Below are 21867 nucleotides of genomic sequence, written 5' to 3'. Positions count from 1 at the left end.
GAGGAACAATTCATGTCTGCATTTACCCCGGCAAGTGAAGTCTTGCTGCGTCACAGTGATGATTTCGAAGAAAGCCGTATTCTGTTTGCCGGAGATATGCAGGATGACCTGCCCGCACGTTTCGACTGTGCTGAAAGCCGTGCCCACACCCAGTACTATCACCACTGGCAAGTGCTGAGCCGTCAGATGGGCGAGCGCGCGCGCTTTAGCCTGGCGGCGGAGCAGAGCGATATTGCTGACTGCGATACGCTCATTTACTACTGGCCGAAAAACAAGCCGGAAGCCCAGTTCCAGCTGATGAACCTGCTTTCTCTGCTGCCGGTCGGCTGCGATATTTTTGTTGTCGGTGAAAACCGCAGCGGGGTGCGTAGCGCAGAGCAGATGCTCGAAGCCTGGGCGCCGCTGACGAAAATCGACAGCGCCCGTCGCTGCGGCCTGTACCATGGTCGTCTGGAAAAACAGACCACCTTCGATGCCGACGCCTTCTGGGACGAGTACCAGCTTGAAGGCCTGACCATTAAAACCCTGCCGGGCGTGTTCAGCCGTGATGCGCTCGATACGGGCAGTAAGCTGCTGCTGTCCACCCTGACGCCTCATACCAAGGGCAAAGTGCTGGACGTCGGCTGTGGCGCGGGCGTGCTGTCAACGGTTCTCGCCAGTCACTCACCAAAAGTGCGTTTAACCCTGTGTGACGTGAGCGCTCCGGCGGTAGAAGCCAGCCGCGCCACGCTTGCTGCGAATGGCATTGAAGGCGACGTGATTGCCAGCAACGTCTTCTCCGACGTGACCGGTCGCTTTGACATGATCATCTCTAACCCGCCGTTCCACGACGGAATGGAGACCAGCCTTGAAGCGGCGCAAACGCTGATCCGTGGCGCAACCCGTCACCTCAACAGCGGCGGTGAGCTGCGTATCGTAGCGAACGCCTTCCTCGCGTACCCGAAAGTGCTGGATGAAACCTTTGGCTTCCACGAAGTGATCGCCCAGACGGGCCGCTTTAAGGTCTATCGCACCGTGATGACGCGCCAGGCGAAAAAGTAACCCCCCGGTCCGGCGATGGCTGACGCTGCCATCGCCCAATTTTGCAGCAATCAAAACAACGTGCGCAATTTTCTGTTGACGTAAAGCTGAAAACATCTAGAATGCGCCTCCGTGGTTACGATACTTTTACAGTGTCGATGGTATGCGAAGGTGGCGGAATTGGTAGACGCGCTAGCTTCAGGTGTTAGTGTCCTTACGGACGTGGGGGTTCAAGTCCCCCCCCTCGCACCATAAATCACGTTGATATTGCTCGCACTGGGCGAAGGTGGCGGAATTGGTAGACGCGCTAGCTTCAGGTGTTAGTGTCCTTAGGATGTGGGGGTTCGAGTCCCCCCCCTCGCACCAACGAGGCGATATCAAACCAGTAAGATGACTGTGCGAAGGTGGCGGAATTGGTAGACGCGCTAGCTTCAGGTGTTAGTGTCCTTACGGACGTGGGGGTTCAAGTCCCCCCCCTCGCACCAATTATCTTACATCCTCTCAGCAGTGCCTCTTCTTTTTCCCTTTTATTTCAAACTCATCAGAATCACCAGCAGTCCACTGATTAGCGCCACGCATGAAGGCAGCAGGACATAATGCCGTAACTGTTTGTGCCAGATCATCGCGGATGTCACCAGCAAGCCTGAAACAATCATTGCTTTCCAGACATCAATGGGGAGATCGGTAAACATCAGCCCACCGATAATGGAACCAGGCAGTAATATTCCCCACCCACTTCCCAGCGCTTTGCTCAACATGGTTTCACCTCTCGCACTGATAATGATAACCAGTATCATATGATAGTAATTATCACTTGTCAGTAGGCGACGTAAGAAATTGCGCCAGCAATTGCTTTCCCATAATGACAGAGAATGTGTAAGGTGATAAATTGCCCACCTGTTAACTTCCGATAAAGTTTTTCTGATAATAAAAATTCAATTTTGTAGCGACCAATATTACACGACAACACCTTGCTCATTGTTTTAATTGAGTTTTAATAAAAACGCACGCATATGACATCACAATCCTGGCTGTATTTAGTCAACAAGAAATATCAGCTATCTTTACGTTTGTTTTTATTTCTGAACGCCGCATCAGCATTGTTCTCGGTAACAAATCCTCTCTATTCCGTGCGTGTGTTATCAGTCCCGCTCTTTGCCGTACTGACTATCAGCACAGGCTTACTTATCTGGCACTGGAAAAACAGCACGCGAAAAATAAATATCCCTGTTGTTTCAGCTATTTTTGGTCTTTTATGGGCCTGGCAGATCGTCTCTAAATTTCTGTTAATCACGCACGATCACGCGACCTATTTAATGATGGCGCTATTAACAGTGCTTTTTATAGGGTCTCTGGCGTTCGCGAGTAATATTAAAGCCTTTACGTTACATTCATTTCCCGCCTTTATATCCTGCCTGTGGCTTAGCCCGTCCGAAAACTGGCTGAGAATGGCCTATTTTTTCGCGCTGCCGGTGGTCGCCATTGGTATCCATCATGTTCTTCAGCGGCGCAATGACCGTTTCGCCCAGGAGCTGCTTTCCGAACTGCTGGAGGAGCGCGAAACCCTGACCGATCTTAGCATGATGGACCCGCTCACCGGCCTGTATAACCGTCGCGGGCTGCAAAGCCGGCTGGAGAACCTTCCCAGGCCTGACGCTGGCGAGCACTTCGTGCTGCTGATGGATATCGACCACTTCAAAGCCTACAACGACCATTACGGCCATATGATGGGCGATCAGGCCTTGATCAGGGTCTCGGCTGCGATACGGGACGCCGTGCGCTCACGCGATGTTGTCGCCCGGTTTGGCGGGGAAGAATTTATGGTGCTGTTGAGTAACATCCCGCTGGAGCAAGCGCGCCAGACGGCTGAACGCATACGTCAGAAGGTTTACGATCTTAAAATCCCCCATATGTTTAACGAAAGCGTCGCCACTAACGTGACCATCAGCATCGGCATCGCCATGTTCGAAGGTGAAGACGTTGAGGGCGCGCTGGCGAAAGCGGATAAAGCCCTCTATGAAGCCAAGCATATGGGACGTAACAGCATTCTGCTGAGCGAAGAGCTTCATACTGCCTGAAACCGCCTTAACAGCGCCAGGATAAAACGCTTGCGCTTGGTTTTATCTATAGTTAGGATTGGCAATCATTATCATTTAGATTTGTAATCCACACTATGGCGACTCGTACCGCACACATCGTTGAGCCCCTGCTCTGGCGAGCTCCACTCTCCGCCGGGGAAACGACGCTTGCGGATGCCATTCGGGAAAAAATTGCCGTAACGCGCGCCCATCTGCTGGACTTCATCAAACTGGATGAAGCACCGCCGCATCATGCGCTGACGCTGACTGAGTGGCAACGTCCTGCCGAGCTGCGGTCGCTGCTGGCAACCTATTCCGACCATATTTATCGTAACCAACCTACCCTGACGCGGGAAAATAAACCGCTGTTATCCCTCTGGGCACAGTGGTATATCGGGCTGATGGTGCCGCCTGTCATGCTAGCCCTGCTGACCCAGGAAACGATGCTCGATCTCTCGTCGGAACATTTTCATGTTGAATTTCATGAAACCGGGCGCGCTGCCTGTTTCTGGATTGATGTACATGAAGATCCGAGCGCGAGACACCTGTCAGCGCAGGCGCGTATGGAACGGCTGATTACAAGAGCGCTGGTTCCGGTCATTGATGCGCTGGAAGCGACGGGAGAGATTAACGGCAAACTGATCTGGAGTAATACCGGGTATCTTATCCACTGGTATTTAACGGAAATGAAGCCGCTGCTCGGCGACGAGAAAGTGGATGCACTGCGTCAGAGCTGTTTCTTTGCCAGACAGCTGTCGGATGGACGGGATAACCCTCTTTACCGCACCGTGGTTCCGCGTGAGGGACTTCTGGTACGTCGTACCTGCTGTCAGCGCTACCGTCTGCCGGACGTCCAGCAGTGCGGCGATTGCACGCTTAAGTAGTCTGGCCCGGCCTGATACCCGCAGAGAGAGGGAACAAACACTAAAAACGGCAACCTGCGTTGCCGTTTTGCTTTTACCTAAGCGACCTGCTGATTTTCCTCTTCTCCATTACGCTGTGCTTCTTCCGCTTCCTGCTGAAGCAACTGTTTCTCGTACACCTTGAAGAACGGGAAATAGATAATCGCGGAAACGCAGGCCAAAACCAGCACCAGAATGGCTGCACGGAAATCCCAGCCCAGCGCCCAGGCGGCACCAACCGGAGCCGGTGCCGTCCACGGCACGACGGAAATCACGCGGCCAATCAGATCAAACTTCATCGCTGCCCATGCCAGCACAGCATTAACCATCGGCGCCAGCAGGAAAGGAATAAAGAACACCGGGTTCATCACAATCGGCGTACCGAAAATCACCGGCTCATTAATATTGAAAATGCTGGGCACCACGCTCAGACGTCCAATAGAGCGCAGGTGCGCGGAGCGGCTACGCAGATAGCAGAACACCAGACCCATCGTCGCCCCCGATCCGCCGATAACGATAAAGAACGTCCAGAAGGCTTCCATAAAGATGTGTGGCAAAGGCTGGCTTGCCGCCAGCGCGGTCTGGTTCGCCCCCAGGTTCGTCAGCCAGAACATTTGCAGCATCCCGGAGACAATCGCCGCGCCGTGGATCCCGGCAAACCACAGCAGGTGGCCAATCAGCACCGCCAGCAGGATCGCAGGCAGCGAGTCAGCCGCAGAGACCAGCGGTTTGAATATCGACATGATGGCCTGTGGGATCAGCATACCGAACTGCGACTGGATCAGCAGACTCAGCGGATAGAGCGTCAGCACCACCACCAGCACCGGGATCAGCAGATCAAACGAGTTTTTGATCATCGGCGGAACCTGGTCCGGCAGGCGGATCCCGATATTGTGTGCTTTCAGGAAACGCATCATCTCAACGCAATAGATCGCCACCAGAATCGCGGTGAAAATACCGGTCCCTCCCAGGCTATCGACCGGCAAAGCGCCTTTGGTTTTAGGGGCGGCGACCAGCAGGAACGCCATCAGCGACAGCATCGCGCACATGAACGGATCCAGCTGATGGGTTTTAACGTAATGTTTGCCCAGGTTGTAGGCAATAGCCGCACAGATATAAAGGGACATCACCCCCATTGTCATATCAAACGGCGTCAGAATTTGGCCTTCAAACTGCTTCGCCATATCCAGCCAGGCGCGAGCAAAACCCCAGGTGGTATCAGGCGAAAAAGGTGGGTAAGCGAACACTAACAGAAACGAGCCCACAATCATAAACGGCATCGCTGAGATAAACCCGTCACGAATAGCCATAACGTGACGCTGGGAAGAGATGCGCCCGGCAATAGGGCTAACATAATTTTCAACGAAGCGGAAAATCAGATTAAATGCAGCATGGTTGGCAGACATAGCAGATCTCCTGTCATACGTTCGTTTCGGACGTTCTCACGTCACACGTTGTTCCATACATCAGCGTCACAACCTTGCCGGATCGTGTACCTGCGGTACTGCTCAAACGGAATGGTTTCATAATTAGCTCTTATTATTAGATACAGGGGAAGTTACACACTCAGTATTAATCTCTGCATCACGCTCTGCAACCGGTTACTGTAACCGGTTTCTGTGAATGTGAAGGCGATCCAGAAATCGCCCCAGACGGATATTTGTTACTTAAGGGATATTTACAGCGACTAAATTCTTATGACAGATTACGCAGGATATTTGTCAGGAGGAATCAATGAGTTTGCAGTCTGTACAACAGTTTTTTGCCGAACACGCTCCGGATATAGAGATCATTGAGCTTAACCAAAGCACAGCGACTGTTGCCCTTGCTGCTGCCGCGCACAACGTTGAACCCGGCCAAATTGCCAAAACGCTGTCACTAAAAATTAAAAATGACGTGATTCTGGTGGTTGCAAAAGGCGATGCGCGTCTGGATAACAAAAAGCTTAAAGAGACATTCGGCGCAAAAGCCCGCATGCTCAGCAGCGATGAGGTAGTCACCCTGACAGGTCATCCTGTTGGCGGCGTCTGCCCTTTCGGACTGGAAAACCCGCTTTCTGTTTACTGTGACATCACATTAAAACAATACGCGGAAGTGTTACCCGCAGCGGGCGCCATCCACAGTGCGGTGCGTATATCGCCCGACAGAATGGCGGAACTGACCGCAGCAAAATGGGTGGATGTGTGCATTTGAACGATGCGCCAGAAGAACTCTGGCGCATCATTTAACGCTAAGAGAATGAAGGAACGGTGAGAGCGGAACGACGAACTTCCCGGGCAGGGAGATGCGCCAGGATATCCGCCGCATCCAGTAATCCCACGTCAGAATTGACGCCCAGCTTTACCATGGCGTTAAACTTATGCGCCCGGATAGTTTTAATATTGCGTTCAAGCTGTGCTGCAATTTCAGGGATCGAAAAACCCGATGACATATAACGCAGAATCGCCCTCTCGGTTGGGCTTAACATACGATTGCTAACACACCAGTGATTGTACATGTTGTCGTTCACCTGATGCGTTTCGCTGAGTAATGTCTTCAGGCCCTCCATTAGCTGCTTTAGCGGAACCGATTTACTGATGATTCCATGCAAGCGAGAAGGCGAAAGATGGCTGACCAGCCTCGCCTCCATTTCGTCAGAGGCCAGCACAATACGCTGGACGTCGCTGTGGGTGAAGGTGAGATCCCGTAAACAGGCAAGACAGTTTCTCCGCTCCTCACGCTCATCAGACAGTGAATAGATAACCGCATAGAATGAGATATCCGAGAGCGCCGCTTTAAAGCTGGCGAATCTGCTAAACAGGTGCACCTGGTAATGGCTCAGGCTGGGCATCGCAAAGAGATGCTTCAGCCCCACAGCGCTCATTGAGCAGCTTTCGATGACGGCGATATGTCTTGTTGCAGTGGTCTTTTCCATTCCTCAAACTCTCCATAAGCCGACATTAAACTGAGTTCTCGCATTCCCTGGGTACTGCTTATCCACGCGTACATATCGGCATTACTGCGAAGTGATAAGCGACGCATTGCACTGTTTTTCTGTGCGCTGATCGTTTTATTACTTTTATTCAGTAGTGTGGCAATTTGGTTGATTCCCCAACCTTTACCGAGTAAACGCAACACCTTGCGTTCAGAGTGAGTGAGTGCAATCATTTGCTCACTCTCCTCTTCAATATCGGGCGTTTCCGGTATTAATAACGTCTGGCTTATTCGCTCGGCACGTTCACTGCCCGCGCGAATAGCGTTAATGACGCCTTCAATAGGCTCCATATCTGAAAGCAGCGTGCTTTCCGGACGCATAAGAAGCTCTACTGCAAGCGGATAAAGAGGACGCGAGACAAGGAATATCCAGTGAATATCCCGATACTGATTCATTAATCCATAATACTGCTCAAGCGTGCCGCGAGGATTACGATACTCACCCGAAATATCGGCAATAACGACCCCGGCGCGACGCAACTGAAGTAGCGTCAACTCCTGCATCGAACGGCAGTACGTTATCTCAAAATCGGGAAAATGACGCGACATGACGCCACCTAACCCATTTTGCATAACCGGCACTCTGCTAATCACAACTCCGTGTTTACCATTCAATGGCAACATAGACCCTCCATGTCATGAATTCATTATTTAAGAACGAACTAACCCTACGAGGTTAAACACGTTTGTATTCCTTAGTACAAAACGGCTTAATATTCGTAAACCAGAAGAAATGTCACATGGGTTATGAAACGCCCAATACAGTCTTAATATCGCATAAAGACTACAAGAATTTAATTCTGGTTGTGTGAAAAGATCGAAAATATGAAATTAGAAATACTTAATATATTTTTTTTATTAATTCTCGTCACATATTCATTAAATAAATAAAGATACGACCTCTTCGCCATGCTGGACACGCAACTGATCGCACAAATGTTGATCTGGCCCAGCGCAAAGGGCCCTGCCCTTTGTGTTAAAAGTAAGCAATCTCTCTTCTCTTCAGGGCGTTTCATGCAGGCAGATCGGTCTACGCAACGTGCTACCACGCGGCTATGTATTCAGTGCGGACTTTTTCTCTTACAACACGGGGCAGAAAGCGCCCTCGTCGAAGAACTTTCCACACGCCTTGGTCTGGCGCTGGGGATGGACAGCGTTGAGAGCTCCATCTCGTCAAATGCCATTGTACTGACCACCATTAAAGACGGACAGTGCCTCACCTCCACTCGTAAAAATCATGACCGCGGCATTAACATGCACGTCGTGACGGAAGTGCAGCACATTGTGATCCTTGCTGAACACAGGCTGCTCGATCTGCGGGAAATAGAGAAACGCTTCAACCAGATCAAACCTCTCCGGTATCCACGCTGGCTGGTTGTGCTGATGGTGGGACTCTCCTGCGCCTGCTTCTGCAAGCTCAACGCGGGCGGATGGGACGGCGCTGTCGTGACCTTCTTTGCCAGCAGCATCGCGATGTATGTCCGCCAGTTGTTGACGCACAGGCAACTGCATCCGCAAATTAACTTCTGCATCACGGCATTTGTGGCGACAACCGTATCCGGCCTGCTTTTGCGCCAGCCTTACTTCGCCAGCACGCCTACTGTTGCGATGGCCGCCAGCGTATTGCTGCTGGTGCCGGGTTTTCCCTTAATCAATGCCGTCGCTGATATGTTCAAAGGCCACATCAACACCGGTCTGGCGCGCTGGGCGATAGCCAGCCTGCTGACGCTGGCGACCTGTATCGGGGTGGTAATGGCCATGACACTCTGGGGGTTACGCGGATGGGCGTGATCGATTTTCTGCTCGCACTGGCGCAGGACATGCTCCTGGCAGCCCTTCCCGCCGTTGGCTTTGCGATGGTGTTTAACGTCCCGCAACGTGCATTACCCTGGTGTGCGCTGCTGGGTGCCATTGGCCACGGGTCACGTATGATCATGATGACCGCGGGCTTTAATATCGAATGGTCGACGTTTATCGCCTCCATGCTGGTCGGCAGCATCGGTATTCAGTGGTCCCGCTGGTATCTGGCGCATCCGAAGGTGTTCACCGTGGCGGCAGTCATTCCTATGTTCCCGGGTATTTCAGCCTATACGGCGATGATTTCCGCCGTCAAAATCAGCCACTTTGGCTACAGCGAACCGCAGATGATCCTGCTTCTGAGCAACTTCCTTAAAGCCTCGTCGATTGTGGGCGCGCTCTCCATCGGCCTGTCGATCCCAGGCTTATGGCTTTACCGCAAACGTCCACGCGTATAATAAAATAGCTTGCAATTGTATCGCGCACTATTTATATTCATTTCATGGATGCAAAAATGAACGACACCACTAACGCGCTTCTGCTGGATAACCAGCTCTGTTTTGCCCTCTATTCGGCAAATCTGGCGCTTAACAAGCTCTACCGGCAACTGCTGGCGCCGCTTAACCTGACCTACCCTCAATACCTGGTGATGCTGGTGCTGTGGGAGCAGGATGATATTACGGTATCAGACATTGGCGAGCGGCTGTTCCTGGATTCCGCCACGCTGACGCCCCTGCTGAAACGCCTGGAAAGTGCAGGATTAATCTTCCGCCAGCGTTCCCGTCAGGATGAGCGTCAGGTCGCCGTCACCCTGAGCGACGCGGGTCGGGCGCTGCAACAGCAGGCCGTGACGATACCCCACGCCGTGGGCTGTGCAGCGCAGTGTGATACCGACACCATGCTGGCGCTCAAGCACCAGCTCGAACTTTTGCGCCAACAGCTTCATCGCGCGTAAGGCTATACTTTACGCGCCTGATTTTAACTTAATACATCGCGCGCTATTTAATAGTGCATATAAACGTAAGATGAGGAACCTGCCATGTCTTTAGAAAAAGTTGTTTACACTGCCAAAGCCAAAGCAACCGGAGGCCGTGATGGCCGCGCAACGTCTTCCGATGGCGTTCTGGATGTCAAACTGGGTGTCCCCAAAGAGATGGGTGGCATGGGGGGTGAAGTAACCAACCCTGAACAGCTGTTCGCTGCGGGCTACTCCGCCTGCTTCCTGGGCGCAATGAAGTTCGTTGCGGCACGCGACAAATTCGCTCTGCCAAAAGATGCCTTTATTGAAGGCGAAGTGGGGATTGGCCCGCTGCCAACCGGTTTTGGTATCGAAGCGAAGCTGAACATCCACGTTGAAGGGATGGACGCAGCGGAAGCCAAAAAACTGGTGGATGCGGCGCATATCGTCTGTCCGTACTCTAACGCGACGCGCGGCAATATCGACGTGACGCTGAACATCATCGCGTAATCAGCTCCTGTGATTTTAGCCCCGGTAAGCGTAACGCCGCCGGGGAAATCCTCTCCTTTCCTCTCCTCTCTCTGTGCTACCATAACCCTCAATCACGCCCGTAGTAATCAGTTGAGAAAGTGTTATGTCCTCCAGAATCCTGACCACCAGCATTGCTGGCATTGATGCCTTTATGCGCGATCCTCGCGGTGTGTTGACGCACGCCGAAGGCGGCACGCTCGCGGTATTTGCCGACAACGCCCCGGCGTTTTATGCGGTCACGCCGGAACGTCTGGCGCAGCTTCTGGAAATTGAAGCGAAGCTGTCGCGCCCGGCGAGCGATGTCATGCTGGATAATCAGTTTTTTGACGAACCCGCCAGCGCTCCGGTGGCCGTTCCAATGGGCAAATTTCCCATGTACGCCGGTTGGCAGCCGGACGCCGATTTTCAGCGGCAGGCGGCCTTATGGGGAATAGCCCTCGCGCAGCCCGCGACGCCAGAAGAGCTGGCGGCCTTTACCGCTTACTGGCAGGCTGAAGGAAAAGTCTTCCACCATGTTCAGTGGCAGCAAAAGTTCGCGCGCAGTCTGCAAATCAACCGCGCCAGCAACAATGGCCAGCCAAAACGTGATATCAATGCCTTTTCAGAACCGGACAAAAAAATCCCTGATGGATTCCGAGGTGCGAAATGAAAAACGTCGGCGACCTGATGAAACGTTTGCAGAAGATGATGCCCGCCAACGTGAAGCCCGCCTTCACCACGGGTGAAGAGCTGCTGGCGTGGCAAAAAGAGCAGGGTAAAATTCGCGCGGCTGCCCTCGCCCGCGAAAACCGCGCGATGAAAATGCAGCGCACCTTTAACCGCTCTGGCATTCGCCCTCTGCACCAGAACTGCTCCTTCGAGAATTATAAGGTCGAGTCGCAGGGGCAGATGAACGCCCTCAACCAGGCGCGCCAGTATGTGGATGAATTTGACGGCAACATTGCCAGCTTCATCTTTAGCGGAAAACCCGGCACGGGGAAAAATCACCTTGCGGCCGCTATCTGCAACGAGCTGCTGCTGCGCGGGAAGTCAGTGCTGATTATCACCGTGGCCGATATTATGTCCGCCATGAAGGACACCTTCAGCAACCGCGAAACCAGCGAAGAACAGCTGCTGAATGATTTAAGTAACGTGGATTTGCTGGTCATCGACGAGATCGGCGTCCAGACGGAGTCCCGCTACGAAAAAGTGATCATCAACCAGATTGTCGATCGCCGTTCGTCGTCAAAACGCCCAACAGGTATGCTGACGAACCACAATATCGACGAGATGACCCGACTTCTTGGCGAGCGGGTAATGGATCGCATGAAGCTGGGTAACAGCCTGTACGTCATCTTCGACTGGGACAGCTACCGCAGCCGCGTCACCGGCAAAGAGTATTAAGATATTTCCAGGGAGCGCCGGAAGAGCAGAGGTATATACTGAACCCACTTCTGGCCCAAAACGGACCTTGTTGAGTAAATCATTATGAAAAAACAGTTTCTTATCAGCATCCTTACTGGCGCCCTGCTGGTGACTGGCGCAGCGCAGGCCGCATCATGGCAGGAGTCGCTCTCCAGCGCAGCAAGTGAGTTAACCAAAGAGAGCGGCACTTCCCAGGGCGGGCTGTCAGCCTCGTCCCTCACCGGCCTGCTGAGTAACAGCTCCCAAAGCCTGAGCGCCGGCACGATGAACAATGCGGCGGGCATTCTGGAATACTGCGCGAAGCAGAAACTGGCTTCCGTCACCGATACCGAAAACATTAAAAACCAGGTGCTGGGTAAACTGGGTCTGGACACCCAGGAGCAGAAAGCGGACACCAACTATATGGACGGTATTCAGGGCCTGCTGAACGCGCAAAATGGCCAGCAGCTGAACCTCAGCACCCTTGGAAATTCATCTCTGGCGAAACAGGTGAAAACGAAAGCCTGCGATCTGGTGCTGAAACAAGGCGTTAATTTCCTCTCCTGATCGTCTCCCATTTTCTGCCACAACACGCCGGGTTTATTACGTTAGTCTTACACCGCGGCGTGAAGTGCGTTTTTTTATCCCCTGCCACCACCTCAGCCTCCGTATACCACGATGCGACTGTATTCAAAAATCCGATTTTATAAACCAAATCCTAACAACAGCACACTTTCGTGACACTAAAATTGCAGCTAAGCGACATCGCAATTACATTGTATTACCCAAAAAATAAGCAATTAGCCGGCTAAGCGTCCGGCATGATGAGGATCTGCTGTTTTCAGAGTTAATGTCCCTTGTCCTTTTCCTGGCTTCCATCGGCGTTTATGCCTGGAAAGCTGGTCGTCACACCTGGTGGTTTGTGGCCACCCTGGTGGTGCTCGGCATTTTTATTGTTTTAAACATTACGTTATATGCCAGCGATTATTTTACCGGCGACGGTATTAACGACGCGGTGCTCTACACGTTGACCAACAGCCTGACCGGCGCTGGTGTAGGTAAGTATATCCTTCCGGGTCTGGGGCTGGTGGTCGCCCTGGTGGGCATCTTCGCCGCGCTGGCCTGGGTTCTGCGCCGTCGCCGTCACCGTCCGCATCATCATGGCTACAGCCTGCTGGCGCTGTGCCTGGCGCTGGCCTCCGTGGATGCCAGCCCCGCATTCCATCAAATTACCGAGCTGGTAAAATCCCAGTCGCGCGATGGCGACCCGGACTTTGCGGCCTATTACAAAGAACCCTCGAAGAAGATCGACAATCCCAGACTCAACCTGGTCTATATCTACGGCGAAAGTCTGGAGCGCACCTATTTTGATAACGATGCTTTCCCGAACCTGACGCCAGAGCTTGGCGCGCTGAAAAACCAGGGCCTCGACTTCAGCCACACCATGCAGCTCCCTGGCACGGATTACACCATCGCCGGGATGGTGGCCTCCCAGTGCGGCATTCCGCTGTTCGCTCCGTTTGAAGGCAACGCCTCCGCCTCGATGTCGAGCTTCTTCCCGCAGAACATTTGCCTCGGCGATATCCTGAAAAACTCGGGCTATGAAAACTACTTTATGCAGGGCGCTAACCTGCGCTTTGCCGGGAAAGATGTGTTCCTGAAATCCCACGGTTTCGATCACTTGTATGGTTCCGAAGAGCTGAAAACCACGGTGGCCGATCCGGCCTACCGCAACGACTGGGGCTTTTACGACGATACCGTTCTGGATGAAACCTGGAAGAAATTCGAGGAGCTTTCCCGCGCCGGTAAACGCTTCTCGCTGTTTGCGTTGACCGTCGACACGCATCATCCGGATGGTTTTGTCTCACGCACCTGTAAACGTCAGGGCTACGACATTGACGGTAAAAACAACAAGTCGTTCAGCGCCGTGACCTGTAGCCAGGAGCATATCGCGGCGTTAATCGAGAAAATCAAAGCGTCGCCGTATTTCAAAAATACGGTCATCGTCGTCTCATCTGACCATCTGGCGATGAAAAACAGCGCCTGGGATGAGCTGAATAAGCTGGATCGCAGCAACCTGTTCTTTGTGCTGCGCGGCGATAAACCGCAGCAGGAGATCATTGCCGCTAAACGTAACTCGATGGATAACGGCGCTACCGTGCTGGATATTCTGGGTGGCGATAACTTCATTGGACTGGGCCGCAGTACGCTGTCGGGCCAGTCCCTGTCGGAAATCTTCCTCAACATGAAGGAAAAAATCCTCGCCTGGAAGCCGGATATCATTCGTCTGTGGAACTTCCCGAAAGAGATAAAAGACTTCACCATCGATCAGGATAAAAAAATGATCGCGTTCTCCGGCAGCCATTTCCGCCTGCCACTGCTGCTGCGCGTGTCGGATAACCGCGTCGAGCCGCTGCCGGAAAGCGAATACTCCGCGCCACTGCGCTTCCAGCTGGCGGAATTCGCCCCGCGCGATAATTTCGTCTGGGTCGACAAATGCTACAAAATGGGCCAGCTCTGGTCGCAACAGCTGTCGCTGTCCACCGACTGGTGCGTCTCTCAGGGGCAACTCGGCGGCGAGCAGACCGTGCAACACGTTGACAAACCGCAGTGGCAGGGAAGAACCGCGTTTAAAGATACGGTTATTGATACCGCACGCTATCAGCGCAACGTTGACCTGCTGAAAATCGTCGACAACGACATTCGTTATAAAGCAGACAGCTTCATCTTTAATGTTGCCGGCGCGCCGGAAGAGGTGAAGCAGTTCAGCGGTATTTCGCGGCCGGAATCATGGGGGCGCTGGTCTAACGCCCAGTTAGGCGATGAGGTGAAAATTGAATATACCCATCCGCTGCCGGAGAAATTCGATCTGGTGATCACCGCCAGGGCATTTGGTCCCAACGCAAACCGTCCTATACCGGTGCGCGTCGGCGATAAAGAACAGACGCTGACGCTGAGCAATGATGTCACCACCAGCACGCTGCACTTCGATAACCCAACGCGCAGCAATACGCTGGTCATTGTGCCGCCCGATCCGCAGTCCACTAACGAAGGGAATATTCTCGGTCACGCTCCGCGCAAGCTGGGGATCGGCATGGTGGAGATTAAAATTGTGAGCAGCGCTGGCTGATGACGGCGTTCACCCTTCGCCCGACGCGCATCGACGACGTCGCTGCCCTGCCCGCCATCGAACGTGCGGCGGGGCAGCGGTTTCGCGACGTTCCTGAGCTGGCCTGGCTGGCAGACAATGAGGTTATTTGTGTTGAAGATCACCTCGGTTACGCCGGACGCGGATTAAGCTGGCTGGCGCTGGCTGACGACAGGCCTGTGGGCTTTATTCTCGCCGAAGCTCATCCATCGTCGCTGTTTATTGTGGAACTGTCGGTTCACCTGGACTGGCAGGGACGAGGTCTCGGACGCCAGTTAATCGCCCGTGCCGCCGCGCATGCCCGCAGTCTGGGGCTGAACTCGCTGACGTTAACGACGTTTCGTGATGTCCCGTGGAATGCGCCCTTCTACAGGCGATTAGGGTTTGAAATGATGACGACGCTGACGCCGGAACTGCGCCAGAAACGCGAGGAAGAGACGGCGCACGGTTTAGCGTATGGTTCCCGCTGCGCCATGCGCCTGCCTCTGTAAGATCGCCCGGTGGCGTTGCGCTTACCGGGCTTACAAAACCCAATTCCGCAGGCCGGGTAAGGCGCAGCCGCCACCCGGCAAAACGCACAGCGTCAGAACGTTTCCCAGTTATCGCCCGCATCTGCGGTCGCCGGTTTACGCGCCACTACCGGAGCGGCAACGCTTTTCGCGGAGGCGAACTCGCGCGCCTTCATCTGTTCCTGCTGAATACGGAACACCGCAACAGCCTGCGTCAGACGGCTCGCCTGCTCTTCCAGTGCCGCGGCCGCCGCCGCAGACTCTTCCACCAGCGAGGCGTTCTGCTGGGTCACGCGATCCATCTCAGCCACCGCCAGCCCAACCTGGTCGATACCGCGGCTCTGCTCGTCAGACGCAGACGCGATTTCGCCCATGATGTCCGTCACGCGCGTTACCGCATTCACGATCTCACCCATGGTTTCACCCGCGCTTTCCACCAGCGTTGAACCAATTTCCACGCGCCCCACGGAGTCTTCAATCAGACTCTTGATCTCACGGGCCGCCTGGGCGCTGCGCTGCGCCAGGTTTCGGACTTCACCTGCAACCACCGCAAAGCCGCGGCCCTGCTCGCCCGCACGCGCCGCTTCTACCGCCGCGTTCAGCGCCAGAATATTGGTCTGGAAGGCAATCCCGTCGATCACGCTGATGATATCGGCGATTTTCTGCGAACTGCCGGCGATATCGCGCATGGTCTGCACCACGTTATCCACCACCTTGCCGCCTTTCTGCGCGGTTTCAGACGCGCTCAGGGCCAGGTTGCTCGCCTGACGGGCGTTCTCGGCGTTCTGCTTCACGGTGGCAGTCAGCTGTTCCATGCTGGCGGCGGTCTCTTCCAGAGAGGCAGCCTGCTGTTCGGTACGGGATGAGAGATCGTTATTACCCATCGAGATTTCGCTCGCACCGCTGTAAATGGCGTTTGCGCCGTTACGCACGTCACCCACGGTACGCACCAGCTCGCCCTGCATGTGGCGCAGGGAGTCAGCCAGTTCCCCCATCTCGTTGGAGCCTTCCACGTCGATGCGCTTCACCAGGTCGCCGCTGGCGATATGACGAATGCTGTCAATCAGACGGTTCAGCGGCGAAATCAGCGCCTGACGAATACCCAGCCAGACGGCAACAATCACCACCAGCACCGCAGCCAGCACGCTAATCAGCACCCAGATAGCCTGGCGGTAAGAACTGTTGCTGTCTTCAACCGCGGTCTGATACAGCGCGTCGTTCTGTTGCAGATAGGTGACGTACTGCTTCTCAAAGCCATCCTGATAGCTCTGGGTCGGCTGGTCGAAGAACTCATTGATCTTGCCCGCCCCCAGCAGCTGGATCAGCTCGGCCAGCGCGCCGTGGTAGATATCGTAATTACGTTTGATTTCCAGTGCCGCAGCGTCGCTCTGACGCGGGTCGCGCGGCAGCGCTTCGTAATCCGCCCAGTTTTTTTCCGCCTGTTTCAGAGACGCAGAGGCAATCTGCATCAGCTCGGCGACGGTTGAGCCGCTACCGATATTGTTCTGATCCATCATATAGCGGATACCCGCGCGGTTCAGAGTGTTACGGGTTTGCAGCAGCGCCACCCAGCTACCGTTCAGGGTGGATTGTTGCTGGCGAATGGTTTGCAGGATGGTGAAATTCTCTTTGTCATGCTTCAGGGCATTGAAGAAAAGACCACCGGATGTGAGTTGTAAAAGGCCAAATATCGCTAAAACCAGCAGTAAGCTGGTGACAATCTTGATACGATTTAACATGTTTTCTCTTTCCTCAGACAGATACAGAATTTTCGGCCTGGAAAGGGAAAACTTTACGAAAATCATCCTGGAATTTAGGGTTTTTACTCTTCGTCCCGCGCGGCAATATGTCGGTTTCCAAGTTCAATAAATTCTTCCAGCAGCGCCGTGAGCTGCGTCATCTTCTCCGGGGTATATTCCGCCTCAATCTGCTGGTACGCCTCTTCCACCTGAGCCTGAGCACGCTGGTACAGCGCGTTGCCTTCTTTCGTCAGCGATACGTACAGCTTGCGCTGGTCATTCACCGGCTTTAAGCGCAGCACCAGGCCGTCGCGCTCCATCCGCGTCAGAATGCCGGTCAGGCTTGGGCGCAAAATGCAGGTGCGGAACGCCAGATCGTGAAAATCCATGGAGGGATGCTCGGCCAGCACGCGGACGATACGCCACTGCTGCTCGGTCAGATTATGCCGCTTCACTATCGGGCGGAAGTAGCCCATCGCCGCTTCACGCGCCTGCAACAGCGCGATGGTTAATGAGTCATGCATAACCTTCCCCTTACATCATTAACAAGTAAACAATTTAAAACAGATGCTTTTATAGACAACACGTTGTAACCCAAAAAGTCTAACAGAAACAACGCCATTTTTTTAATCCATTGAATTAAAAGATAATTAACTCATTTATGTAAATTTATTGTTATTCATATCACAAATTATTCACTTCTGATTGCGAAACGAACAGCAAAAGCATAAAACCAGATCATTAACATATTAATGAAATCAAAACCGGACAGCCGGTTTGAGGAGTATGGGAATGAAAGGTACTGTTTTTGCCGTAGCGCTAAACCACCAAAGCCAGCGTGCAGCCTGGGCTGAGACGTTTGAAAAAGCCCCCTATAACGCGCCGCCAAAAACGGCGGTGTGGTTTATCAAGCCACATAACACCGTTATTCGCGCAGGCGAGCCGATTCCCTTTCCACAGGGAGAAACCGTGTTAAGCGGCGCAACGGTGGCGCTGGTGGTGGGCAAAACCGCCAGCAAAGTCCGCGTTGAAGAGGCGGCGGCGTACATCGCTGGCTACGCGCTGGCCAACGAAATCAGCCTGCCGGAAGAGAGCTTCTACCGTCCGGCGATCAAGGCCAAATGTCGGGATGGATTTTGCCCGCTCGGCGAACCTGTCGCCGTTGATAACGTGGACAACCTGACCATCATCACCGAGATCAACGGTCGCGAAGCGGACCACTGGAACACGGCCGATCTGCACCGCAACGCCGCCGAACTGCTGAGCGCGCTGAGCGAATTTGCCACCCTGAACCCCGGCGATGCGATATTGCTCGGTACCCCACAAAGCCGTGTCGAAATTCGCCCGGGCGATCGGGTACGCATTCTGGCAGAGGGATTTCCGCCGCTGGAAAACCCGGTGGTAGTGGAACGCGACGTTACCATTGCTTCGCGCACGCCGCCGCACGCCACGCTGTTCGCACTCGGCCTGAACTACGCCGATCACGCCAGCGAGCTGGACTTCAAACCGCCTACCGAGCCGCTGGTGTTTATCAAAGCGCCGAACACCTTTAATGGCGATAACCAGACCTCGGTGCGCCCAAACAACATTGAATACATGCATTACGAAGCCGAGCTGGTGGTGGTCATAGGTAAAACCGCGCGTAAGGTCAGCGAAGCCGAGGCGATGGACTATGTTGCGGGCTACACGGTGTGCAACGACTACGCCATCCGCGATTATCTCGAAAACTACTATCGCCCAAACCTGCGGGTGAAAAGCCGCGACGGGCTGACCCCCATCAGCCCGAACGTGGTGCCAAAAGAAGCCATCCCTGACCCGCACAACCTTCGTCTTCGCACCTACGTTAACGGTGAACTGCGTCAGGAAGGCACCACCGCCGATCTCATTTTCAGCATCCCATTCCTGATTGCGTATCTGAGCGATTTCATGACCCTGCAACCGGGCGACATGATTGCCACCGGCACGCCGAAGGGGCTGTCCGACGTGGTACCGGGCGATGAAGTGGTGGTGGAAGTGGAGGGCGTAGGCCGTCTGGTAAACCGAATTGTCAGTGAGGAGACTGCAAAATGAAAAAGATTAACCACTGGATCAACGGGAAAAACGTCGCCGGAAGTGAGTACTTCCAAACCACTAACCCGGCCTCCGGCGAGGTGCTGGCTGAAGTAGCCTCCGGGGGCGAAGCCGAAATCCATCAGGCCGTTGCCGCCGCCAAAGAGGCGTTCCCGAAATGGGCCAACCTGCCGATGAAGGAGCGTGCGCGCCTGATGCGTCGCCTGGGGGATCTGATTGACCAGAACGTGCCGGACATTGCCGCGATGGAGACCGCCGACACCGGCCTGCCGATCCACCAGACCAAAAACGTGCTCATTCCGCGCGCCTCGCACAACTTCGAGTTCTTCGCCGAGGTGTGCCAGCAGATGAACGGCAAAACCTACCCGGTCGACGACAAGATGCTCAACTACACCCTGGTGCAGCCGGTGGGTGTCTGCGCGCTGGTGTCGCCGTGGAACGTGCCGTTTATGACCGCCACCTGGAAGGTCGCGCCCTGTCTCGCGCTGGGTAACACCGCGGTGCTGAAGATGTCTGAACTCTCCCCGCTGACCGCCGACCGTCTGGGCGAGCTGGCCCTCGAAGCGGGCATTCCGGCGGGCGTGCTCAACGTGGTGCAGGGCTATGGCGCCACGGCTGGCGACGCGCTGGTGCGTCATCATGACGTGCGCGCCGTCTCCTTCACCGGCGGCACCGCCACCGGGCGTAACATCATGAAAAACGCCGGGCTGAAGAAGTATTCTATGGAACTGGGCGGCAAATCTCCGGTGCTGATTTTTGAAGACGCGGACATCGAGCGCGCGCTGGACGCCGCCCTGTTCACCATCTTCTCCATCAACGGCGAACGCTGCACCGCCGGCTCGCGCATCTTCATCCAGCAGAGCATCTACCCGGAGTTCGTCAAACGCTTTGCCGAGCGCGCCAACCGCCTGCGCGTGGGCGACCCGACCGATCCGAACACCCAGATTGGCGCGCTCATCAGCCAGCAGCACTGGGAAAAAGTCTCCGGCTATATCCGCCTCGGCATTGAAGAGGGGGCAACCCTGCTGGCGGGCGGCCCGGACAAACCGACCGATCTGCCTGCGCACCTGAAAGGCGGCAACTTCCTGCGCCCGACCGTGCTGGCGGATGTCGATAACCGCATGCGCGTGGCGCAGGAAGAGATCTTCGGGCCGGTGGCCTGCCTGCTGCCGTTTAAGGACGAAGCGGAAGGCCTGCGCCTGGCGAACGACGTGGAGTATGGCCTGGCGTCGTACATCTGGACCCAGGACGTCAGCAAGGTGCTGCGTCTGGCGCGCAACATCGAAGCGGGCATGGTGTTCGTCAACACCCAGAACGTGCGCGACCTGCGCCAGCCGTTTGGCGGCGTGAAGGCCTCCGGCACCGGCCGCGAGGGGGGCGAGTACAGCTTCGAGGTCTTCGCGGAGATGAAGAACGTCTGCATCTCCATGGGCGACCATCCGATTCCAAAGTGGGGGATCTGAAAATGGGCAAATTAGCGTTAGCGGCAAAAATCACCCACGTGCCGTCGATGTATCTCTCCGAACTGCCGGGCAAAAACCACGGCTGCCGCCAGGGCGCCATCGATGGGCATAAAGAAATTAGCAAGCGCTGCCGCGAGCTGGGCGTGGATACCATTATCGTCTTCGACACCCACTGGCTGGTGAACAGCGCGTATCACATCAACTGCGCGGACCATTTCTCAGGCGTCTACACCAGCAACGAGCTGCCGCATTTTATTCGCGACATGACCTACGACTACGACGGCAACCCGGAACTCGGCCAGCTGATTGCCGACGAAGCGGTGAAGCTTGGCGTTCGCGCCAAGGCGCACAACATCCCGAGCCTCAAGCTGGAGTACGGCACGCTGGTGCCGATGCGCTACATGAACGCGGATAAGCACTTCAAAGTGGTCTCCATCTCGGCGTTCTGCACGGTTCACGACTTCGCCGACAGCCGCAGGCTGGGCGAGGCCATCATCAGCGCCATCGAACAATACGACGGCACCGTGGCGGTGCTCGCCAGCGGCTCGCTGTCGCACCGCTTTATCGACGACCAGCGCGCGGAGGAAGGGATGAACAGCTACACCCGCGAGTTTGATCGCCAGATGGACGAGCGCGTGGTGAAGCTGTGGCGCGAGGGGCAGTTCAAGGAGTTTTGCAGCATGCTGCCGGAGTACGCCGACTACTGCTACGGCGAGGGCAACATGCACGACACGGTGATGCTGCTGGGGATGCTCGGCTGGGACAAATACGACGGTAAGGTGGAGTTTCTCACCGAGCTGTTCGCCAGCTCCGGCACCGGCCAGGTCAACGCCGTTTTCCCGCTGCCCGCCTAAGGAGTCGTTATGCCGCACTTTATTGCTGAATGTACCAACAACATCCGCGAGCAGGCCGACCTGCCGGGTCTGTTCGCCAAAGTGAACGAGGCGCTCGCCGCCACGGGGATCTTCCCGCTCGGCGGTATCCGCAGCCGCGCCCACTGGCTGGATACCTGGCAGATGGCCGACGGTAAGCACGATTACGCCTTTGTGCATATGACGCTGAAGATCGGCGCGGGGCGCAGCCTGGAAAGCCGGGAAGAGGTCGGTGAAATGCTGTTTGCGCTGATCAAAACGCACTTCGCAGAGCTAATGGCGGGCCGATATCTGGCGCTCTCGTTCGAGCTGGACGAGCTGCACCCGACGCTTAATTACAAGCAAAACAACGTGCACGCGTTGTTTAAATAACACCGCACGGTCTGTCCCCTCTCCCACAGGGAGAGGGAGAAAACAAATAAAA

The 21867-nt window shown here is 54.8% G+C and carries 23 protein-coding genes and 3 tRNA genes; 20 read left to right on the top strand and 6 right to left on the bottom strand.

Annotated features, from left to right (window positions below; translation table 11 throughout):
• Positions 1-12: 12 nt before the first annotated feature.
• The 4 genes from rsmC to ACOTXL_RS09225 all read left to right on the top strand — a co-directional run bounded on the left by rsmC (position 13) and on the right by ACOTXL_RS09225 (position 1505).
• On the top strand, positions 13-1041 hold the full coding sequence (rsmC, locus tag ACOTXL_RS09240; protein ID WP_023324121.1) for a 16S rRNA (guanine(1207)-N(2))-methyltransferase RsmC: 1029 nt from the start codon (positions 13-15) through the stop codon (positions 1039-1041).
• Between the two features lie 144 nt (positions 1042-1185).
• Positions 1186-1272, top strand: a tRNA-Leu gene (locus ACOTXL_RS09235).
• A gap of 28 nt (positions 1273-1300) precedes the next feature.
• Positions 1301-1386, top strand: a tRNA-Leu gene (locus ACOTXL_RS09230).
• Between the two features lie 32 nt (positions 1387-1418).
• Positions 1419-1505: transfer RNA gene (locus tag ACOTXL_RS09225), tRNA-Leu, on the top strand.
• 42 nt (positions 1506-1547) lie between these two features.
• Here the strand turns inward: ACOTXL_RS09225 and ACOTXL_RS09220 are convergent.
• Positions 1548-1817: a DUF1435 domain-containing protein gene (locus tag ACOTXL_RS09220; protein WP_032628028.1), complete on the bottom strand. Its 270-nt coding sequence runs from the start codon at positions 1815-1817 to the stop codon at positions 1548-1550.
• A 216-nt stretch (positions 1818-2033) separates the two neighbouring features.
• Between ACOTXL_RS09220 and ACOTXL_RS09215 the strand changes: the two genes are divergently transcribed.
• Positions 2034-3098 (top strand): GGDEF domain-containing protein, encoded by a 1065-nt coding sequence (locus ACOTXL_RS09215; protein ID WP_045345979.1) that lies wholly within the window; start codon positions 2034-2036, stop codon positions 3096-3098.
• Between the two features lie 95 nt (positions 3099-3193).
• Positions 3194-3982 (top strand): siderophore-iron reductase FhuF, encoded by a 789-nt coding sequence (fhuF, locus tag ACOTXL_RS09210; protein ID WP_003856570.1) that lies wholly within the window; start codon positions 3194-3196, stop codon positions 3980-3982.
• A gap of 77 nt (positions 3983-4059) precedes the next feature.
• Here fhuF and ACOTXL_RS09205 read toward each other — a convergent pair whose 3' ends face one another.
• Entirely contained in the window at positions 4060-5406 is a 1347-nt protein-coding gene (locus tag ACOTXL_RS09205) for a PTS cellobiose transporter subunit IIC (RefSeq protein WP_003856571.1), read from the bottom strand.
• A 328-nt stretch (positions 5407-5734) separates the two neighbouring features.
• On the opposite strand from ACOTXL_RS09205, the gene ACOTXL_RS09200 reads away from it, so the two are divergent.
• The gene (locus ACOTXL_RS09200) at positions 5735-6193 is read left to right on the top strand and encodes a YbaK/EbsC family protein (RefSeq protein WP_003856572.1); all 459 of its coding nucleotides are present in this window, start codon (positions 5735-5737) and stop codon (positions 6191-6193) included.
• A gap of 37 nt (positions 6194-6230) precedes the next feature.
• Here the strand turns inward: ACOTXL_RS09200 and bglJ are convergent, their stop codons facing one another.
• Both bglJ and ACOTXL_RS09190 read right to left on the bottom strand, forming a co-directional pair.
• Entirely contained in the window at positions 6231-6863 is a 633-nt protein-coding gene (gene bglJ, locus ACOTXL_RS09195; RefSeq protein ID WP_003856573.1) for a DNA-binding transcriptional activator BglJ, read from the bottom strand.
• Positions 6860-7597, bottom strand: coding sequence for a helix-turn-helix transcriptional regulator (locus ACOTXL_RS09190; RefSeq protein WP_003856574.1), 738 nt, complete (start codon positions 7595-7597; stop codon positions 6860-6862). The genes bglJ and ACOTXL_RS09190 overlap by 4 nt, the downstream gene beginning before the upstream one ends.
• Before the next feature lie 390 nt (positions 7598-7987).
• Between ACOTXL_RS09190 and ACOTXL_RS09185 the strand changes: the two genes are divergently transcribed.
• The 9 genes from ACOTXL_RS09185 (at position 7988) to ACOTXL_RS09145 (ending at position 15281) form a co-directional block, all read left to right on the top strand.
• Positions 7988-8764, top strand: coding sequence for a threonine/serine ThrE exporter family protein (locus tag ACOTXL_RS09185; protein ID WP_003856575.1), 777 nt, complete (start codon positions 7988-7990; stop codon positions 8762-8764).
• Positions 8755-9228 (top strand): threonine/serine exporter, encoded by a 474-nt coding sequence (locus ACOTXL_RS09180; RefSeq protein ID WP_003856576.1) that lies wholly within the window; start codon positions 8755-8757, stop codon positions 9226-9228. The genes ACOTXL_RS09185 and ACOTXL_RS09180 overlap by 10 nt, the downstream gene beginning before the upstream one ends.
• A 44-nt stretch (positions 9229-9272) precedes the next feature.
• Complete coding sequence (locus tag ACOTXL_RS09175; RefSeq protein WP_032608457.1) at positions 9273-9725, top strand: MarR family winged helix-turn-helix transcriptional regulator; 453 nt, start codon at positions 9273-9275, stop codon at positions 9723-9725.
• An 84-nt stretch (positions 9726-9809) separates the two neighbouring features.
• A complete protein-coding gene (locus ACOTXL_RS09170) occupies positions 9810-10238 on the top strand; it encodes an organic hydroperoxide resistance protein (protein WP_003856578.1) in 429 nt (142 codons plus the stop codon).
• 124 nt (positions 10239-10362) lie between these two features.
• A complete protein-coding gene (gene dnaT, locus ACOTXL_RS09165; RefSeq protein ID WP_003856579.1) occupies positions 10363-10908 on the top strand; it encodes a primosomal protein DnaT in 546 nt (181 codons plus the stop codon).
• A complete protein-coding gene (gene dnaC, locus ACOTXL_RS09160) occupies positions 10905-11642 on the top strand; it encodes a DNA replication protein DnaC (protein ID WP_003856580.1) in 738 nt (245 codons plus the stop codon). The genes dnaT and dnaC overlap by 4 nt, the downstream gene beginning before the upstream one ends.
• A gap of 84 nt (positions 11643-11726) precedes the next feature.
• A complete protein-coding gene (locus tag ACOTXL_RS09155; RefSeq protein ID WP_015572603.1) occupies positions 11727-12209 on the top strand; it encodes a DUF2501 domain-containing protein in 483 nt (160 codons plus the stop codon).
• 283 nt (positions 12210-12492) lie between these two features.
• Entirely contained in the window at positions 12493-14772 is a 2280-nt protein-coding gene (gene opgB, locus ACOTXL_RS09150; protein WP_045350433.1) for a phosphatidylglycerol--membrane-oligosaccharide glycerophosphotransferase, read from the top strand.
• Positions 14772-15281, top strand: coding sequence for a GNAT family N-acetyltransferase (locus tag ACOTXL_RS09145; RefSeq protein WP_032608453.1), 510 nt, complete (start codon positions 14772-14774; stop codon positions 15279-15281). Before opgB ends, ACOTXL_RS09145 begins: the two co-directional genes overlap by 1 nt.
• A gap of 92 nt (positions 15282-15373) precedes the next feature.
• Here the strand turns inward: ACOTXL_RS09145 and tsr are convergent, their stop codons facing one another.
• Both tsr and hpaR read right to left on the bottom strand, forming a co-directional pair.
• Positions 15374-17038, bottom strand: coding sequence for a methyl-accepting chemotaxis protein (gene tsr, locus ACOTXL_RS09140; RefSeq protein ID WP_003856589.1), 1665 nt, complete (start codon positions 17036-17038; stop codon positions 15374-15376).
• An 83-nt stretch (positions 17039-17121) separates the two neighbouring features.
• On the bottom strand, positions 17122-17562 hold the full coding sequence (gene hpaR / locus ACOTXL_RS09135) for a homoprotocatechuate degradation operon regulator HpaR (RefSeq protein ID WP_003856591.1): 441 nt from the start codon (positions 17560-17562) through the stop codon (positions 17122-17124).
• A gap of 268 nt (positions 17563-17830) precedes the next feature.
• Between hpaR and hpaG the strand changes: the two genes are divergently transcribed.
• The 4 genes from hpaG to ACOTXL_RS09115 are packed head-to-tail and all read left to right on the top strand — an operon-like array spanning position 17831 to position 21815.
• Positions 17831-19108, top strand: a complete 1278-nt coding sequence (gene hpaG, locus ACOTXL_RS09130; RefSeq protein ID WP_045350434.1) for a 4-hydroxyphenylacetate degradation bifunctional isomerase/decarboxylase — start codon at positions 17831-17833, stop codon at positions 19106-19108.
• Positions 19105-20571 carry a 5-carboxymethyl-2-hydroxymuconate semialdehyde dehydrogenase gene (hpaE, locus tag ACOTXL_RS09125; RefSeq protein WP_003856594.1) on the top strand — a complete coding sequence of 489 codons (1467 nt, stop codon included), beginning with the start codon at positions 19105-19107 and terminating at the stop codon, positions 20569-20571. The genes hpaG and hpaE overlap by 4 nt, the downstream gene beginning before the upstream one ends.
• 2 nt (positions 20572-20573) lie before the next feature.
• Positions 20574-21425 (top strand): 3,4-dihydroxyphenylacetate 2,3-dioxygenase, encoded by an 852-nt coding sequence (gene hpaD, locus ACOTXL_RS09120; RefSeq protein ID WP_045350435.1) that lies wholly within the window; start codon positions 20574-20576, stop codon positions 21423-21425.
• A gap of 9 nt (positions 21426-21434) precedes the next feature.
• Positions 21435-21815, top strand: coding sequence for a 5-carboxymethyl-2-hydroxymuconate Delta-isomerase (locus ACOTXL_RS09115; protein WP_003856599.1), 381 nt, complete (start codon positions 21435-21437; stop codon positions 21813-21815).
• Positions 21816-21867 lie beyond the last annotated feature (52 nt).

Origin of the sequence: Enterobacter cloacae complex sp. IR5402, from assembly GCF_049238125.1 — a bacterium.
Taxonomy (GTDB): domain Bacteria; phylum Pseudomonadota; class Gammaproteobacteria; order Enterobacterales; family Enterobacteriaceae; genus Enterobacter; species Enterobacter hormaechei_C.
Note: the sequence above shows the minus strand (reverse complement) of the source record. Positions and strands in the feature narration are given on the sequence as shown.

Coding starts and splice junctions, on each gene's coding strand:
- ACOTXL_RS09185 (WP_003856575.1), top strand. CDS start 7,988: ATGCAGGCAGATCGGTCTACGCAACGTGCTACCACGCGGCTATGTATT.
- tsr (WP_003856589.1), bottom strand. CDS start 17,038: ATGTTAAATCGTATCAAGATTGTCACCAGCTTACTGCTGGTTTTAGCG.
- hpaE (WP_003856594.1), top strand. CDS start 19,105: ATGAAAAAGATTAACCACTGGATCAACGGGAAAAACGTCGCCGGAAGT.
- ACOTXL_RS09205 (WP_003856571.1), bottom strand. CDS start 5,406: ATGTCTGCCAACCATGCTGCATTTAATCTGATTTTCCGCTTCGTTGAA.
- hpaG (WP_045350434.1), top strand. CDS start 17,831: ATGAAAGGTACTGTTTTTGCCGTAGCGCTAAACCACCAAAGCCAGCGT.
- ACOTXL_RS09155 (WP_015572603.1), top strand. CDS start 11,727: ATGAAAAAACAGTTTCTTATCAGCATCCTTACTGGCGCCCTGCTGGTG.
- ACOTXL_RS09215 (WP_045345979.1), top strand. CDS start 2,034: ATGACATCACAATCCTGGCTGTATTTAGTCAACAAGAAATATCAGCTA.
- ACOTXL_RS09170 (WP_003856578.1), top strand. CDS start 9,810: ATGTCTTTAGAAAAAGTTGTTTACACTGCCAAAGCCAAAGCAACCGGA.
- ACOTXL_RS09175 (WP_032608457.1), top strand. CDS start 9,273: ATGGATGCAAAAATGAACGACACCACTAACGCGCTTCTGCTGGATAAC.
- dnaT (WP_003856579.1), top strand. CDS start 10,363: ATGTCCTCCAGAATCCTGACCACCAGCATTGCTGGCATTGATGCCTTT.
- ACOTXL_RS09115 (WP_003856599.1), top strand. CDS start 21,435: ATGCCGCACTTTATTGCTGAATGTACCAACAACATCCGCGAGCAGGCC.
- hpaR (WP_003856591.1), bottom strand. CDS start 17,562: ATGCATGACTCATTAACCATCGCGCTGTTGCAGGCGCGTGAAGCGGCG.
- opgB (WP_045350433.1), top strand. CDS start 12,493: ATGTCCCTTGTCCTTTTCCTGGCTTCCATCGGCGTTTATGCCTGGAAA.
- fhuF (WP_003856570.1), top strand. CDS start 3,194: ATGGCGACTCGTACCGCACACATCGTTGAGCCCCTGCTCTGGCGAGCT.
- ACOTXL_RS09180 (WP_003856576.1), top strand. CDS start 8,755: ATGGGCGTGATCGATTTTCTGCTCGCACTGGCGCAGGACATGCTCCTG.
- hpaD (WP_045350435.1), top strand. CDS start 20,574: ATGGGCAAATTAGCGTTAGCGGCAAAAATCACCCACGTGCCGTCGATG.
- dnaC (WP_003856580.1), top strand. CDS start 10,905: ATGAAAAACGTCGGCGACCTGATGAAACGTTTGCAGAAGATGATGCCC.
- ACOTXL_RS09145 (WP_032608453.1), top strand. CDS start 14,772: ATGACGGCGTTCACCCTTCGCCCGACGCGCATCGACGACGTCGCTGCC.
- ACOTXL_RS09200 (WP_003856572.1), top strand. CDS start 5,735: ATGAGTTTGCAGTCTGTACAACAGTTTTTTGCCGAACACGCTCCGGAT.
- ACOTXL_RS09190 (WP_003856574.1), bottom strand. CDS start 7,597: ATGTTGCCATTGAATGGTAAACACGGAGTTGTGATTAGCAGAGTGCCG.
- ACOTXL_RS09220 (WP_032628028.1), bottom strand. CDS start 1,817: ATGATACTGGTTATCATTATCAGTGCGAGAGGTGAAACCATGTTGAGC.
- rsmC (WP_023324121.1), top strand. CDS start 13: ATGTCTGCATTTACCCCGGCAAGTGAAGTCTTGCTGCGTCACAGTGAT.
- bglJ (WP_003856573.1), bottom strand. CDS start 6,863: ATGAGCGCTGTGGGGCTGAAGCATCTCTTTGCGATGCCCAGCCTGAGC.